We start from the raw sequence: 14,999 nt of genomic DNA, 5'->3' as shown, positions 1-14,999 counted from the left end.
TAGTTGCCCCGCTACGTAAAGTAGCGGGGTTTGCTATTTCTTATGCGATCAAGCCCAGGGCTTATTCGCTCTCCAGCTCGATATTGATGCCCAGTGAGCGGATTTCTTTAACCAGTACGTTAAAGGACTCCGGCATACCTGGCTCCATGCGGTGGTCGCCGTCCACGATGTTCTTGTACATCTTGGTACGACCATTCACATCGTCCGACTTCACGGTCAGCATCTCTTGCAGGGTGTAAGCGGCACCGTATGCTTCCAATGCCCACACCTCCATCTCACCGAAGCGCTGGCCACCAAACTGCGCCTTACCACCCAGCGGTTGCTGGGTAACCAGGCTGTAAGAACCGGTGGAACGGGCGTGCATCTTGTCATCCACCAAGTGGTTCAGCTTCAGCATGTACATGTAGCCAACGGTTACCGGACGCTCGAAGGCGTCGCCAGTACGGCCATCGAACAGAGTCATTTGACCGGATTCCGGCAGATCAGCCAGCTTCAACAACTCTTTCACCTCGCTTTCTTTGGCACCGTCAAACGCCTGAGTGGCCATAGGCACACCACCGCGCAGGTTGTTGGCCAGCTCCATGATTTCGCCGTTGTTGAGCTTTTTCAGGTCAGCCGGAGCGGCGCTGGCGCCAGAAGAGTAAATCTCTTGCAGGAACTCGCGCAGTTCAGCGGCTTTCTTCTGCTCTTTAATCATGTTGTCGATCTTGCGACCCAGACCCTTGGCAGCCAGACCCATGTGGGTTTCCAGTACCTGACCCACGTTCATACGGGACGGTACACCCAGCGGGTTGAGAACGATGTCTACCGGCTCGCCATTGGCGTCGTGAGGCATATCCTCTTCCGGCATAATTACCGAGATAACACCTTTGTTACCGTGGCGACCGGCCATCTTGTCACCGGGCTGGATGCGACGTTTAACCGCCAGGTACACCTTGACGATTTTCAGTACGCCGGGCGCCAGGTCATCGCCGGTTTCCAGCTTGCCTTTCTTGTCTTCAAAGCGGTCGTCCAAAATGGCGCGGCGCTCTTTCAAACCTTCTTCGGCACGTTCCAGCTGCTCGTTGTGAGCCTCATCGGCCATGCGCACGCTGAACCAGGCGTCTTTGTCGTAATCGGCGGCTACCGCATCGGTGAGCTCGTCGCCTTTTTTCAGGCCCGGCGCCTTAACCACTTTGCTGCCCACCAGCGCGGTGCGCAGGCGTTCGAAAGTGGCGTTTTCCATAATGCGGTATTCGTCGTTCAGGTCTTTGCGGAACTGATCCAACTCGGCTTTCTGGATGGCCAGAGAGCGGGCGTCGCGTTCGATACCGTCACGGGTGAATACCTGCACGTCGATCACCGTACCCTTGGTGCTGGAAGGCACACGCAGGGAGGTATCTTTTACGTCAGAGGCTTTTTCACCAAAGATCGCGCGCAGCAGCTTCTCTTCCGGAGTCAGCTGGGTTTCACCTTTCGGCGTAACCTTGCCCACCAGAATGTCACCGGCGTTGACCTCAGCACCGATGTATACGATGCCGGACTCGTCCAGACGAGACAGCGCAGATTCGCCCACGTTGGGGATATCTGCGGTGATTTCTTCAGAACCCAGTTTGGTGTCGCGAGCCACACAGGTGAGTTCCTGAATGTGGATGGTGGTAAAGCGATCTTCTTTTACCACGCGCTCGGATACCAAAATGGAATCCTCAAAGTTGTAGCCGTTCCAGGGCATAAACGCGATGCGCATGTTCTGGCCCAGGGCCAGCTCACCCAGGTCAACGGACGGGCCGTCGGCGAGAATGTCGCCGCGCTCTACCTTATCACCAGTGCGCACAATGGGGCGCTGGTTGATGCAGGTGTTCTGGTTGGAGCGGGTGTATTTGGTGAGGTTGTAGATATCCACACCGGCGTCACCGGCGTCTACTTCCTTATCGCTAACGCGAACCACAATACGACCGGCATCAACGCTTTCAATCACACCGCCGCGCTTGGCTACCTTACACACACCGGAGTCACGGGCGACAAAACGCTCCATACCGGTGCCCACTACAGGCTTGTCGGCACGCAGGGTCGGCACCGCCTGACGTTGCATGTTCGACCCCATCAGGGCGCGGTTGGCGTCATCGTGCTCCAAGAACGGAATCAGTGACGCAGCCACAGACACAACCTGTTGCGGGGATACGTCCTGATACTGAACATCCACTGGCGGCTTAACGGTAAATTCGCCCTGGTGACGCACAGAAACCAGTTCTTCCACCAGCTTGCCTTTGCTGTCCACTTCCGCAGACGCCTGGGCAATCACGGTCTCGCCTTCGTTGATGGCGGACAGGTATTCGATGTCTTTGGTGACCTTGCCGTTGACCACTTTGCGGTACGGACTTTCCAGGAAGCCGTAGCTGTTGGTGCAGGCGTAGGTGGCCAGGGAGTTAATCAAACCAATGTTTGGACCTTCCGGCGTCTCAATGGGACATACACGACCGTAGTGAGTCGGGTGTACGTCGCGCACTTCAAAGCCAGCGCGCTCACGGGTCAGACCACCTGGGCCCAACGCAGAGATACGACGCTTGTGAGTCACCTCAGACAGCGGGTTGTTCTGGTCCATAAACTGGGACAGCTGGCTGGAACCGAAGAACTCTTTCATGGCCGCAGCAACGGGTTTGGCGTTCACCATGTCCTGAGGCATCAGACCTTCGGATTCCGCCATGGACAGGCGTTCCTTCACGGCGCGTTCAACGCGAACCAGGCCAATACGGAACTGGTTTTCTGCCATCTCACCCACAGAGCGAATACGGCGGTTACCCAAGTGGTCGATGTCGTCGACGGTGCCTTTACCGTTACGGATATCGATCAGGGTTTTCAGCGCAGCAACAATGTCTTCGCGATCCAGTACACCGCTGCCGGTTTCGTCTTCACGGCCCAGGCGGCGGTTGAACTTCATACGGCCAACCGCAGACAGGTCGTAGCGGTCAGGGCTGAAGAACAGGTTCTGGAACAGGCCTTCCGCAGACTCTTTGGTGGGCGGTTCGCCCGGGCGCATCATGCGGTAGATTTCCACCAACGCTTCCAGCTGAGTGCGGGACGGATCGATACGCAGGGTATCGGAAACAAAGGAACCGCAATCCAGATCGTTGGTGTACAGGGTTTCAATGGCAGTCACTTCCGCTTCTGCCAACTGAGTCAACACCTCGGCGGTGATTTCAGTGTTGCATTCCAGCAGCACTTCGCCGGTTTCTTTATTGATAATGTCTTTCGCCAGAGCGCGACCCAGCAGGTACTCGGTAGGCACTTCCAGCTCGGTGGTGCCGGCTTTTTCCAGCTCACGAATATGGCGAGCGGTAATGCGGCGACCCTGTTCAACCAGTACCTTTTTGCCCGCTTTAATATCAAAAGCAGCAATCTCACCACGCAGACGAGACGGCACCAGTTCCATTTTGAAGACTTCTTTCTTCAGATCCACGCTGAAGTTGGTGGTGTCGAAGAACAGGTCGAGAATTTCTTCGGAGCTGTATTCCAGTGCGCGCAGCAGAATAGTCGCCGGCAGTTTGCGGCGGCGGTCGATACGTACATACACCAGGTCTTTGGGGTCGAACTCGAAGTCCAGCCAGGAGCCGCGGTAAGGAATGATGCGCGCGGAGTACAGCAATTTACCGGAGGAGTGAGTCTTGCCCTTGTCGTGGTCGAAGAACACGCCGGGGGATCGGTGCAGCTGGGAAACGATCACACGCTCGGTGCCATTCACCACAAAGGTGCCGGTGTCTGTCATCAGGGGCACTTCGCCCATGTAGACTTCCTGCTCTTTGATGTCTTTGATGGCTTTGTTGGACGACTCTTTGTCGTAAATCACCAGGCGCACTTTGACACGCAGCGGGGCAGCGTAGGTAACGCCGCGCAGCTTACACTCTTCCACGTCGAAGACGGGCTTGCCCAGCTGGTAGTCAACGTATTCCAAAGCGGCATTGCCAGAGTAGCTGACAATGGGGAATACGGAATTCAAAGCGGCGTGCAGACCGGTTTTCTGCCGTTCTTCGACGGGCAGGCCTAATTGTGTGAAGTGGCGGAAGGAGTCCAGCTGAATGGCCAACAGGTATGGCAATTCCATTACCTGCGGCAGCTTGCCGAAATCCTTGCGAATACGTTTTTTCTCAGTATATGAGTAAGGCATCTGCATTCCCCGTACGTACTACTGTGCTTGTGTAGAGTCCGGCCTCAGTGGCCGGGCCCATTCGTTACCGCATCACTGCCATAACGTCTTGAATATCGCCGCTTCGGGCTTGAAAAAGTGCTGCAAAAAAGTACAACGCCTGAAGCGGGAAAAGGCCGGTGGGCAAAATGCCCACCAGCCTCGCGCCTAAAACAAGTTAGGCCGCGTACACAGAATCGAACTTACTTAAGCTCGACAACTGCGCCAGCTTCTTCCAGCTGCTTCTTGGCTTCTTCAGCGTCGTCTTTGGAAACGCCTTCTTTAACCGCAGAAGGTGCACCGTCAACCATAGCCTTGGCTTCTTTCAGGCCCAGACCGGTGATAGCGCGAACGGCTTTGATCACGTTTACTTTCTTGTCGCCAGCGGAAGACAGAACAACGTCGAATTCAGTTTGTTCAGCAGCAGCGGCAGCTTCACCACCAGCGGCAGGAGCAGCAGCAACTGCAACAGCGGCTTGGGCAGAAACGCCAAATTTTTCTTCCATGGCTTCAACCAGCTCAACAACGTCCATTACGGACATTTCGGCGATTGCATTCAGGATGTCGTCTTTAGAAAGAGCCATTACTCATTCTCCTAACAAATTAAAAAGTTTAGTAACAAAAAGCTGCCTGCTTACTTTTACGTAAGTTAGGCCGCTTCTTTTTGGTCGCGAACAGCTGCAACAACACGAGTAACCTTGCTGGGCACTTCGTTGAAGGTGCGAACCACTTTGGTAACCGGCGCCAACATAACGTTGGCCAGCATGCCGAGGGCCTGCTCAAGGGTAGGCATTTTCGCCAGAACGTCGATTTGACCGGCGTCCAGCATCTTGCCACCCACAGACAGAGCCTTAACCTCGAACTCTTTTTCTTCTTTAGCGAAGTCTTTAAAGAGTCGAGCAGCAGCGCCTGGATCTTCCATAGAAAATCCAAACAGGCTGGGGCCTTTCAGTGATTCAGATACACATTCAAACTCGGTGCCTTCGATAGCGCGCTTCGCCAGAGTGTTACGTACCACACGCAGGTGGATACCATTCTCGCGAGCTTGCTTGCGCAAGGCGTCCATAGCGCCGACAGTCACACCACGTGCGTCGGCAATTACCAGTGACAGCGCGTTAGCTGCAGTCTCGTTAACATCAGCGACGATCGCTTTTTTGTCTTCGAGTCCAATAGCCACTTATTTCTCTCCTGGATTTGAAGTTAAAGATTGGGAACATTCCCAACCCGTTTTCGGTGATCAAATCCAGCGTTCTTAAACTGCAACTTACGTTACAAGAATGCTGATTTGGGTCACACGTCTGCGTAGGGAATTAAGAGTTGCGGTTCAAACTCCTCATAAAGAAGTTACTGCTGATCTGCGCCTCACCTACGGTCTTTGACGGCCTGCCTGCAACTGCAAAATACAAGGCAGACCCCAAAGTTCTTTTCGTCTTTACCGGATCAGATATCCAGAGAAGACTGGTCGATAGCGATGCCCGGGCCCATGGTGGTGGACAGGGTCACTTTCTTTAAATACACACCTTTGGCGGATGCCGGCTTGGCCTTTTTCAGGTCAGCGATCAGCGCTTCCAGATTCTCTTTCAGAGCACCTTCTTCAAAGCTGACGCGACCAATGCCGCCGTGAACGATACCGGCTTTGTCAGCGCGGTAGCGAACCTGACCGGCTTTGGCGTTCTTCACCGCAGTGGCCACATCAGGGGTTACGGTGCCGGTTTTCGGGTTCGGCATCAGGCCGCGAGGGCCGAGGATCTGACCCAGAGCACCAACAACACGCATAGCGGCGGGGTCGGCAATCACCACGTCAAAATCCAGGTTGCCGCCTTTCACTTGCTCAGCCAGGTCTTCCATACCGACGATATCGGCACCGGCAGCCTTGGCCGCTTCAGCAGCATCGCCCTGGGTGAACACGGCAACGCGAACGTCTTTACCAGTGCCGTTGGGCAGGGTGGTAGCGCCGCGTACAGCCTGGTCGGATTTACGGGGGTCGATACCCAGATTTACCGCCACATCAACAGTTTCGGCAAACTTCACAGTAGACAGCTCTTTCAGCAGGGAAACAGCGTCAGCCATTGGGTACTGCTTGCCAGCTTCTACTTTTTCACGGATAGCGCGTTGGCGCTTGGACAACTTGGCCATTTACACACCCTCCACTTCGATACCGGCACTGCGGGCGCTGCCAGCGATGGTGCGCACAGCGGCGTCCATATCAGCAGCCGTCAAGTCGGCTTCTTTAGTTTTTACAATTTCTTCCAGCTGGGCACGGGTCACTTTGCCTACCTTGTCGGTATTGGGGCGACCACTACCCTTCTTGATGCCAGCGGCCTTGCGCAGCAGTACAGCGGCAGGCGGCGACTTCATAATGAAGGTGAAACTGCGGTCACTGTAAACAGTGATCACAACAGGAACCGGCAGACCGGGCTCGATGCCTTGAGTCTGGGCGTTGAACGCCTTACAAAATTCCATGATGTTTACGCCGTGCTGACCCAACGCGGGACCAACAGGGGGACTTGGGTTGGCCTGACCGGCCTTCACTTGCAGCTTGATATAAGCTTCGACTTTTTTAGCCATGGTTTCACTCCAGATGGGTGGTTAGCGCCTCAGATAAATGCTGCCGTGGCAACAGTTACCGTCTCAGGCTCCCCGCCCTGCCGACCCATTCGGCAAGGCACTTAAAATTTTATCTTCGTAGGGCGGATTAGCGCAGCGTAATCCGCCAGCGCTCCGCTTCCGTACAGCATTGTGGGTTACGCTACGCTAACCCACCCTACACTCAGGTTTTCTCGACCTGGGTAAATTCCAGCTCAACCGGCGTGGTGCGACCAAAGATGGACACTGCCACGTGCAGGCGGCTCTTCTCGTAATTGACCTCTTCCACAACGCCATTGAAGTCGTTGAAAGGGCCATCGATAACACGCACAACTTCGCCCGGCTCGAACATGGTCTTGGGCTTCGGCTTTTCTTCCGAATCGTGCATACGCTGCAGAATGGCTTCCGCTTCACGCTCAGTAATCGGAGCGGGTTTGTCCGCCTTACCACCGATAAAACCCATCACACGAGGGGTTTCTTTTACCAAGTGCCAGCTGTCATCGCTGAGCTCCATCTGCACCAGCACATAACCGGGGAAAAACTTGCGCTCACTCTTGCGCTTCTGGCCGGCGCGCATTTCCACCACTTCCTCAGTGGGCACCAGCACTTCGCCAAACTGCTCTTCCATACCGTGCAGGGCAATACGCTCCAGCAGGCTGGCGGCAACTTTCTTTTCGTAGCCCGAATAGGCGTGTACCACATACCAACGCTTGGCCATTCTCAAACCCTATTAACAGACTTAACCGATCACCAACTTGGCCAACGCACCAAACAGTGCATCCAAACCCCACAACAGCAGTGCCATAACAATCACAACGGCCAGCACCATCAATGTGGTTTGGTTGCGTTCCTGAGCAGTGGGCCACACCACTTTGCGCAGCTCGGTACGGGCACCGCGAAACAGAGCAACAAAACCTGCGCCTTTGGCCGTTTTGGCCGCCACGAAAGCAGCCATGGCAAACAGAGCCAGAACACCCAGTACGCGGTACAACAGGCCGGGGTCGCTCTCCGCCATATTGGCGAAGTAATAGTTACCGCCGATGCCAGCAACCAGCAGTACAACCACCAGCAGCCACTTCAAACCATCCAGCTGATATTCTTTCTCTTCGCTTACCGCGCTCATCAACGCTTTCCTACTCTGCTAACTGCTTCACTACCGTAAATGGCAGGCCAGGAGGGACTCGAACCCCCAACTTTCGGTTTTGGAGACCGACGCTCTACCAATTGAACTACTGGCCTGTAAATCAATCACCCAATCTTCCACCAACCGGGCTTACTTCTTTAAAAATCAGCCACTTGAGCAACTTCTCGCAACGCCTGGCGGATTTTTAAATGCCAAAAAATCCCGGCGAAACAAGCAGTTCCGCGGGAAAATCTGGAGCTCTTGAGCAGATTTGAACTGCCGACCTCACCCTTACCAAGGGTGTGCTCTACCAACTGAGCTACAAGAGCGCTAACTTTTAACAAACAGCCCCAGCAAAAGCTGGAGCGGGTAGCGGGAATCGAACCCGCATATTCAGCTTGGAAGGCTGACGTTCTACCACTGAACTATACCCGCCGAACTTACTTAAAATGGTGCTGGGCTCGATTACTCCGGGCTTCCTGCCCTCCGCCCTTCGGGTCAGCGCTACGCGCTGCTCAAATTTGCTCCTGCAAATTTGTTGAACCACCGAAGCTTTCGCGTCAGAGCGCCTGCGGCGCATAAAAAGCCAGTCTGATCCCTTTGGCCACTCGCTTTTATTACGAGAAAGCCCGGCGCAAAACTGTTTTTACCAACCCCTACCTGGGGCGAACTACTTCGGGCATCCTGCCCTTCGAATATGGTGCTGGGGGGTGGATTCGAACCACCGAAGCTTTCGCGTCAGATTTACAGTCTGATCCCTTTGGCCACTCGGGAACCCCAGCAAACTTACTTCAAAAAAACTGCTTCAATGCCAAGCAAGCCCTTTTGGTCACTCAAACCCAAGGAAGCCCAGCAAAAACGGCCGGACATTTTCTTTATCCAACCTCGCCCTGTCAACATCTAAGTGCTTCAAAGGGCTACAAAAAATGGAGCTGGTGATAGGAGTCGAACCTACGACCTGCTGATTACAAGTCAGCTGCTCTGCCAACTGAGCTACACCAGCTTTTACCGCTTGCAAACATCCCTTCAAAAGGGCTTGCGATTAAACGGAGGCGGGATTCTAGGGGAAGTCGCTCGTGGACGCAACCGCTGTACAGCTTTTTTGGGAAATTTCCGTATCTGGGCTTTGGGAGAGGAGTTCGAACCAAAAACGCCGCGGCAATCGAGATTCCAGCGAAACAGCGAATTGCAGCCAGTAAACCTGGCTATCGATATCAGTTCCAGCACTTTGTGACCAGCGCTGATGAGCCACATTTCGTGCCGTGAGGCCAGCGGAAAGAGGCTCGATCAAAGCCAAATCGGTAACCGGCCCCACCACTACACACTCGCCCGTAGGCACTTCCGCTACAGCACGTTCAGACAGCAAGATTAGCTGCGACACATTTTTATCAACAGGGACCACAGGTGAGTCAAGTTCCTCCGGCTGCGACACAAACCAGTAAAACGCCACTGCATTTGCCAACAGCAGCACGGCCAAAAACCAGCGCATAGAGTCTTCCTTTATAGATATTGCCCGAAAACAACTCAGGGCATCAGAACAGCCAAACCATCCAGCACCAATTCAGGCACCCATTCAACCTCACCACCCAAATGGGGCAGCAGGTATTCTGCATCTCCGCCACTGAGCAGCACCGGAGCCTTATCAGACAGCTCCTTGCGAGCACAGCTAACCAATTCAACCACCATCGCCAAGCAACCATTGAGCACCGCATCGACCGTACTACTACCCGGCATACGCCTCGCCCCTTGCCACTGGCCGGCGACTTTTACCTGGCTGGTACCGGCATACAGAGCTCTGCGCTGCATCTCCAAACCAGGGACGATATAACCTCCCAAGTGGTTGCCTGCGTCTGTCAGAATATCCACTGTCACAGCACTGCCGGCACTGACTACTACTACGCCACCAGAAACTCTCAGTGAAGCCGCCAATATCGCCAACCAGCGATCAATGCCTAATTGCGTTGGATCCGGATAGCCGCACCCTACTCCAGCAGCAGAGTGGCTGGTAACTGCCAACTCCAGGGGCAGGCCCCAGTTATCCGACACCCAGCGAGCCAAATTAGCTTCAATATCCGGGCCTGCTACATTGGCCACGCGAACACGACCGGGGCAAACCTTCAGTGCCGCCAGGCCAGCCCCCCAACTCTCATCACGGGCCACAACCCCACGCTGTTCACCACAGCGCCATTTCGTCCGGGTATTGCCAATATCAATATCCAGTATTGCTGTCACTGCGCGCCCCTCAAGGAAATTTCTCCGCCATTGAAATAACGCTGCTCTCCTTCCACTAACAAGCCGATAGCACCGGTTTCAGAAACCCCATTGGCAATACCGCTAATCGAGTTTTTCGCCATGACCAGCTCCACCGGCTGACCGCGAAACGCATCGCTGCCCTGCCACTCTTCCCGGTAATGGCAAAAGCCTTTTTTCTGATAACTGGCCAGCATGGGTAATAACTCATTCAACAAGGCAACGACAACCTGGTTGCGGGAAACACTCTGGCCACTGACCCGCCTGAGGTCAGTCCAACTCTGGTCAATATCGGCGCCTTTACTCTCAGGCATATCAATATTAATACCGATGCCCACCACAACCTGACAGAAGCCCGCCGGGTCACCGATCATCTCCAACAAAATGCCCGCCACTTTCTTTCCATTAAACAGAATATCGTTGGGCCACTTCAGTTGCGCCCCGGAAATACCCAGGCTGGCCACTGCACGCTTTACCGCAACACCCACAGCCAAGCTCAGGCCTTCCAATGCCGCAGCGCCACCCTCAAAACCCCAGGCAACAGATAGATAGAGGTTGCGGGCAAAGGGACTTACCCACTGGCGCCCGCGCCTGCCCCGGCCCGCTGTCTGCTGCTCTGCGAGAACAACACAACCGCTGGCATCAGCTTCCTCTGCCAGCTGGCGAACAACGCTGTTGGTAGAATCCGTGGTGGTCAAAATATCCAGCCTGGCAAGCAGTGGCTCCGCAGCGGGTAACAAATCAGAGCGGATACGCTCGCCGGAGAACAGTTCAATACCGCCAGGAACGCAGTAACCCCGGCCTTTGATTTTGTCCACCTCAAGCCCCAGCTCAACGAGCTTTTGCACCTGTTTCCAGACCGCAGTACGGCTAATGCCCAGCAACGCACCCAGCTCCTCTCCGGAGTGGAACTGACCATCCGCCAGAGCATCGATCAATTTAACGCTTGAATCAGACACTATTCCCCCACAGGTCCGCAGCATTAAGCCAGATAAAACGTATGCCAAATGCCAGTATCACCAAGGCAAACAAGCGCTTTAGCAATTGCGCCGGAAGCCTGTGTGCCAATGCAGCGCCCCAGCGGGCGCTGAGAGTTGCCGCAATGGCGATGCCCAGAAATGCCGGCATATACACAAAACCCAGAGACCCCGCTGGTAACTCTTTTTCCCAACCGGCAGCCATAAAGCTGGCCGCAGAGAAAAGCCCAATTGGCAGACCACAAGCGGCGCTGGTGGCAATGGCGCGATGAATGGAAACGTTACACCACAACAAGTAGGGTGTGGTCAGTGAGCCTCCGCCTATGCCAAAAAGCGCCGAGAGCACGCCAATAATAGAGCCTGCCGAAGTATTGCCAAAAGCGCCGGGTAAATTGCGGTGGGCAGCAGGTTTCACTCCCAAGCCAAACTGTATGGACACGGCCACCATCAAGACACCAAAGATCAGCTGCAAAACAGCGCCAGACAACAGCGCGGCAATCACTCCTCCCAGCACCGCACCCAGAGCAACCCCCGGCGCCAGCTGAACAAACGCTGACCAAAGCACCGCTTTCTTGCAGTGGTGTACCCAGGTGGCACTGATGGAAGTCACTACAATGGTTGCCAATGAGGTACCAATGGCCAAGTGGGTAAGAGTGCTGTCATCAAACCCCTGGGCGGTAAACGCAATAATCAAAAGTGGCACAATAACAACACCACCGCCCAAGCCAAGCAAACCGCCCACAAAGCCAGCCAGTACGCCTAACAACAAGTAAAGGGTATATATTTCCATTAAAGGGTTGGCAGTGCCCGCTCCAGCATGGCTTTAATCTGTTCGAAAATCGGCCTGGCCTGTTCCGGCGATGCCTTTTTCAGAACCGGAGTATGTATATGGCCAGTGGGAATTTGTGAGCCCAACATATTGCGAAGGCGAATACTGCGATAGGAAATTTCGTTAGACAGGTAACCGCCGCCACCGCCCTGCACAGCGGTTGAGCCTGCCAGCTCATTGAGTGTACGAGCATCGAATTCACCCTTCTCAAGAGTTTCAACGCCGTGGTTATCATTAATTTGGTACTTGCCCTTGGCCTGCTGCATGGCCTTGACCGGTAAACTGAATTCCACAAACTCCGGCCCCTGCAGGCCATAGCGGCCCACATTGGAAATCACCGGCCTGGCCTTATCACCTTCGATATACTTGTTGAGATTATCTGGCGCCTGAGAGCTGCGGCGACGCCCAGGAAAGCGCTCCAAATCAAAATCGCTGCGCCCCTGACTGATGGTAACCACCATGTCGACAGAATTGAGGGCATAGAACGGGGCCAGTAAGGTCTCCACCTCGCCACGATCGAAATCCTCAAAGCGCACGGGGAAGATAACGCTGTTTATTTCCGCCCTGCGACCCTGATATTCGATCACCTGATCGTCTAGCAACAATGCAGCGATGCCAGAGGGATTGCCCTGTTCAATATTTCGATCCAACAAGAACGGATCGAAACCGGTGATAAGGATTTTCAATGGGGCATCGGTGAGGTATTCCAGGTCGTGGCGGCCGCGGCTTGAGTTTTCCAGAATCTCCACTAACTCAAGACGCTGTTTTTCCGATAAAGCAAAATTTGGATTTATAATGCGAAAGATTTCTGCAGCCTGAAGTCTGGCCCAGTAAAGAGGACGATCGTCAAAGTCTTGCATATTAGCTTTACTTTCAGTCCATAGGTAATCGCCAATAGTTTCCGCAAGAGCTTTGGCACCAGCATAGCTACTAGTTTGGGAAGACCACATCCTTTTAAAGCCATTCAGGTCTTTTTCCCAGCGATCGACAACAGAAGGAATAACCTTTCTGGCTTTTTCGATTCGCAGCTCCTCAACCGTAGATTCAGCAAAACAAATCATTGGCATCGTCACCGATAAGGCGACAGCAGAAATGAGCTTTTTCATAGACCATCCGAGTTATTTCGAGACGCCATGATTCTGTAGTTCGGTGTTCATCCCGTCAAGAGAGATTGCCGCGTCGCCCTATGGGCTCCTCGCAATGACGTTGTCTTTTTAAGTTTCTAGCCACAACGTGCATCACATTGGGACAAAAAGGCAGGAAGCCTTTTTGCACAGCCGCAGGCTGCCCGAAGGGCGAGGTGCATGGATGCACCGAGTGAACCCCCACACATATAGAGCGGGTTTCCCCGTGTGAGAGTATTCGGAGCACAAAAGCAAAACGCCCTGACTCTCTCGAATCAGGGCGTTTTAAATAAACCCTGGCGATGACCTACAGTGACTCAGGCCATCCCGGCCTTCGGGCTACGCCCGCCTACGCTTCGCTACAGCGCCCAAAATCGTTCCCGACGATTTTGTCACATGGGGCCCATTTTCCGTAACAATAGGCCGTAAGGTCTATAAATAAAAACCCCCAGCCGCTGTGCGACTGGGGGTTTGTATTTAAATCCTGGCGATGACCTACTCTCACATGGGGAAACCCCACACTACCATCGGCGATACATCGTTTCACTACTGAGTTCGGGATGGGATCAGGTGGTTCCAATGCTCTATGGTCGCCAGGAAAACGGGTTTGGATTGGCTGTCGTCTTATGTCTGTGTGACTGCGTTGTGCCATGTCCAAATAGGGTGGCAGATTCTTAAGCTCTTTCTAATGCTTTGTTCAAGTGTGTTTCTTACTTTTCTACATGCTTGTCCGAACGTCACTGCAATCAGCAGCCTCAGTTATATGGTCAAGCCTCACGGGCAATTAGTACGGGTTAGCTCAACGCCTCACAACGCTTCCACACCCCGCCTATCAACGTCATAGTCTTTAACGGCCCTTTAGGGGAATCAAGTTCCCAGGGAGATCTCATCTTGGAAGAGGCTTCCCGCTTAGATGCTTTCAGCGGTTATCCTGTCCGAACATAGCTACCGGGCAATGCTTCTGGCGAAACAACCCGAACACCAGAGGTTCGTCCACTCCGGTCCTCTCGTACTAGGAGCAGCTTTCCTCAAATCTCCAACGCCCACGGCAGATAGGGACCGAACTGTCTCACGACGTTCTGAACCCAGCTCGCGTACCACTTTAAATGGCGAACAGCCATACCCTTGGGACCGGCTTCAGCCCCAGGATGTGATGAGCCGACATCGAGGTGCCAAACACCGCCGTCGATGTGAACTCTTGGGCGGTATCAGCCTGTTATCCCCGGAGTACCTTTTATCCGTTGAGCGATGGCCCTTCCATACAGAACCACCGGATCACTAAGACCTACTTTCGTACCTGCTCGACGAGTTTGTCTCGCAGTCAAGCACCCTTCTACCTTTGCGCTCATAGCATGATTTCCGACCATGCCGAGGGTACCTTCGTGCTCCTCCGTTACTCTTTGGGAGGAGACCGCCCCAGTCAAACTACCCACCATACACTGTCCCCGATCCGGATAACGGACCTGGGTTAGAACCTCAAACATACCAGGGTGGTATTTCAAGGGCGACTCCACGCAGACTAGCGTCCACGCTTCTAAGTCTCCCACCTATCCTACACAAATAGGCTCAAAGTTCAGTGCAAAGCTGTAGTAAAGGTTCACGGGGTCTTTCCGTCTAGCCGCGGGTACACTGCATCTTAACAGCGATTTCAATTTCACTGAGTCTCGGGTGGAGACAGCGTGGCCATCATTACGCCATTCGTGCAGGTCGGAACTTACCCGACAAGGAATTTCGCTACCTTAGGACCGTTATAGTTACGGCCGCCGTTTACCGGGGCTTCGATCAAGAGCTTCGCACAAGTGCTAACCCCATCAATTAACCTTCCGGCACCGGGCAGGCGTCACACCGTATACGTCCACTTGCGTGTTTGCACAGTGCTGTGTTTTTGATAAACAGTTGCAGCCACCTGGTCACTTCGGCCAGCCTCAGCTTAGGGAGCAAGTCCCATCAC

At 54.0% G+C, this 14,999-nt stretch carries 12 protein-coding genes, 5 tRNA genes and 2 rRNA genes (1 of these 19 only partly in view); all 19 read right to left on the bottom strand.

The window, feature by feature from the left end:
* Nucleotides 1-61: 61 nt before the first annotated feature.
* A complete protein-coding gene (gene rpoB, locus QSV34_RS04420) occupies nt 62-4,141 on the bottom strand; it encodes a DNA-directed RNA polymerase subunit beta (protein WP_289152334.1) in 4,080 nt (1,359 codons plus the stop codon).
* A gap of 221 nt (nt 4,142-4,362) precedes the next feature.
* Nucleotides 4,363-4,743, bottom strand: coding sequence for a 50S ribosomal protein L7/L12 (rplL, locus tag QSV34_RS04415; RefSeq protein ID WP_289152333.1), 381 nt, complete (start codon nt 4,741-4,743; stop codon nt 4,363-4,365).
* 65 nt (nt 4,744-4,808) lie between these two features.
* The gene (gene rplJ / locus QSV34_RS04410; RefSeq protein ID WP_289152332.1) at nt 4,809-5,336 is read right to left on the bottom strand and encodes a 50S ribosomal protein L10; all 528 of its coding nucleotides are present in this window, start codon (nt 5,334-5,336) and stop codon (nt 4,809-4,811) included.
* A gap of 263 nt (nt 5,337-5,599) precedes the next feature.
* Entirely contained in the window at nt 5,600-6,295 is a 696-nt protein-coding gene (gene rplA, locus QSV34_RS04405) for a 50S ribosomal protein L1 (protein ID WP_289152331.1), read from the bottom strand.
* Nucleotides 6,296-6,727: a 50S ribosomal protein L11 gene (gene rplK / locus QSV34_RS04400; protein WP_289152330.1), complete on the bottom strand. Its 432-nt coding sequence runs from the start codon at nt 6,725-6,727 to the stop codon at nt 6,296-6,298.
* 202 nt (nt 6,728-6,929) lie between these two features.
* On the bottom strand, nt 6,930-7,463 hold the full coding sequence (nusG, locus tag QSV34_RS04395) for a transcription termination/antitermination protein NusG (protein WP_289152329.1): 534 nt from the start codon (nt 7,461-7,463) through the stop codon (nt 6,930-6,932).
* Nucleotides 7,464-7,484: 21 nt separating this feature from the next.
* On the bottom strand, nt 7,485-7,868 hold the full coding sequence (gene secE / locus QSV34_RS04390; protein WP_289152328.1) for a preprotein translocase subunit SecE: 384 nt from the start codon (nt 7,866-7,868) through the stop codon (nt 7,485-7,487).
* 40 nt (nt 7,869-7,908) lie between these two features.
* Nucleotides 7,909-7,984, bottom strand: a tRNA-Trp gene (locus QSV34_RS04385).
* 137 nt (nt 7,985-8,121) lie between these two features.
* Nucleotides 8,122-8,197: transfer RNA gene (locus QSV34_RS04380), tRNA-Thr, on the bottom strand.
* Nucleotides 8,198-8,229: 32 nt separating this feature from the next.
* Nucleotides 8,230-8,303: transfer RNA gene (locus tag QSV34_RS04375), tRNA-Gly, on the bottom strand.
* Nucleotides 8,304-8,566: 263 nt separating this feature from the next.
* A tRNA-Tyr gene (locus QSV34_RS04370) sits at nt 8,567-8,650 on the bottom strand.
* A gap of 145 nt (nt 8,651-8,795) precedes the next feature.
* A tRNA-Thr gene (locus QSV34_RS04365) sits at nt 8,796-8,871 on the bottom strand.
* A gap of 57 nt (nt 8,872-8,928) precedes the next feature.
* Nucleotides 8,929-9,357: a hypothetical protein gene (locus QSV34_RS04360; RefSeq protein WP_289152327.1), complete on the bottom strand. Its 429-nt coding sequence runs from the start codon at nt 9,355-9,357 to the stop codon at nt 8,929-8,931.
* Nucleotides 9,358-9,392: 35 nt separating this feature from the next.
* Nucleotides 9,393-10,100 (bottom strand): type III pantothenate kinase, encoded by a 708-nt coding sequence (locus tag QSV34_RS04355; RefSeq protein ID WP_289152325.1) that lies wholly within the window; start codon nt 10,098-10,100, stop codon nt 9,393-9,395.
* Nucleotides 10,097-11,077, bottom strand: a complete 981-nt coding sequence (gene birA, locus QSV34_RS04350) for a bifunctional biotin--[acetyl-CoA-carboxylase] ligase/biotin operon repressor BirA (protein WP_289152323.1) — start codon at nt 11,075-11,077, stop codon at nt 10,097-10,099. Before birA ends, QSV34_RS04355 begins: the two co-directional genes overlap by 4 nt.
* Nucleotides 11,070-11,885 (bottom strand): sulfite exporter TauE/SafE family protein, encoded by an 816-nt coding sequence (locus tag QSV34_RS04345; protein ID WP_289152322.1) that lies wholly within the window; start codon nt 11,883-11,885, stop codon nt 11,070-11,072. Before QSV34_RS04345 ends, birA begins: the two co-directional genes overlap by 8 nt.
* On the bottom strand, nt 11,885-13,030 hold the full coding sequence (locus tag QSV34_RS04340) for a pyroglutamyl-peptidase I (RefSeq protein ID WP_289152321.1): 1,146 nt from the start codon (nt 13,028-13,030) through the stop codon (nt 11,885-11,887). Before QSV34_RS04340 ends, QSV34_RS04345 begins: the two co-directional genes overlap by 1 nt.
* Before the next feature lie 500 nt (nt 13,031-13,530).
* A 5S ribosomal RNA gene (rrf, locus tag QSV34_RS04335) occupies nt 13,531-13,646 on the bottom strand.
* A gap of 165 nt (nt 13,647-13,811) precedes the next feature.
* Nucleotides 13,812-14,999, bottom strand: a 23S ribosomal RNA gene (locus QSV34_RS04330) (it continues 2,064 nt past the right edge of the window).

This window comes from Porticoccus sp. W117 (assembly GCF_030341905.1).
Taxonomy (GTDB): domain Bacteria; phylum Pseudomonadota; class Gammaproteobacteria; order Pseudomonadales; family Porticoccaceae; genus SCSIO-12696.
This window is presented reverse-complemented; position numbering and strand designations above follow the sequence as displayed.

Coding starts and splice junctions, on each gene's coding strand:
- secE (WP_289152328.1), bottom strand. CDS start 7,868: ATGAGCGCGGTAAGCGAAGAGAAAGAATATCAGCTGGATGGTTTGAAG.
- rplA (WP_289152331.1), bottom strand. CDS start 6,295: ATGGCCAAGTTGTCCAAGCGCCAACGCGCTATCCGTGAAAAAGTAGAA.
- rplK (WP_289152330.1), bottom strand. CDS start 6,727: ATGGCTAAAAAAGTCGAAGCTTATATCAAGCTGCAAGTGAAGGCCGGT.
- rplL (WP_289152333.1), bottom strand. CDS start 4,743: ATGGCTCTTTCTAAAGACGACATCCTGAATGCAATCGCCGAAATGTCC.
- QSV34_RS04345 (WP_289152322.1), bottom strand. CDS start 11,885: ATGGAAATATATACCCTTTACTTGTTGTTAGGCGTACTGGCTGGCTTT.
- QSV34_RS04340 (WP_289152321.1), bottom strand. CDS start 13,030: ATGAAAAAGCTCATTTCTGCTGTCGCCTTATCGGTGACGATGCCAATG.
- QSV34_RS04360 (WP_289152327.1), bottom strand. CDS start 9,357: ATGCGCTGGTTTTTGGCCGTGCTGCTGTTGGCAAATGCAGTGGCGTTT.
- rpoB (WP_289152334.1), bottom strand. CDS start 4,141: ATGCCTTACTCATATACTGAGAAAAAACGTATTCGCAAGGATTTCGGC.
- nusG (WP_289152329.1), bottom strand. CDS start 7,463: ATGGCCAAGCGTTGGTATGTGGTACACGCCTATTCGGGCTACGAAAAG.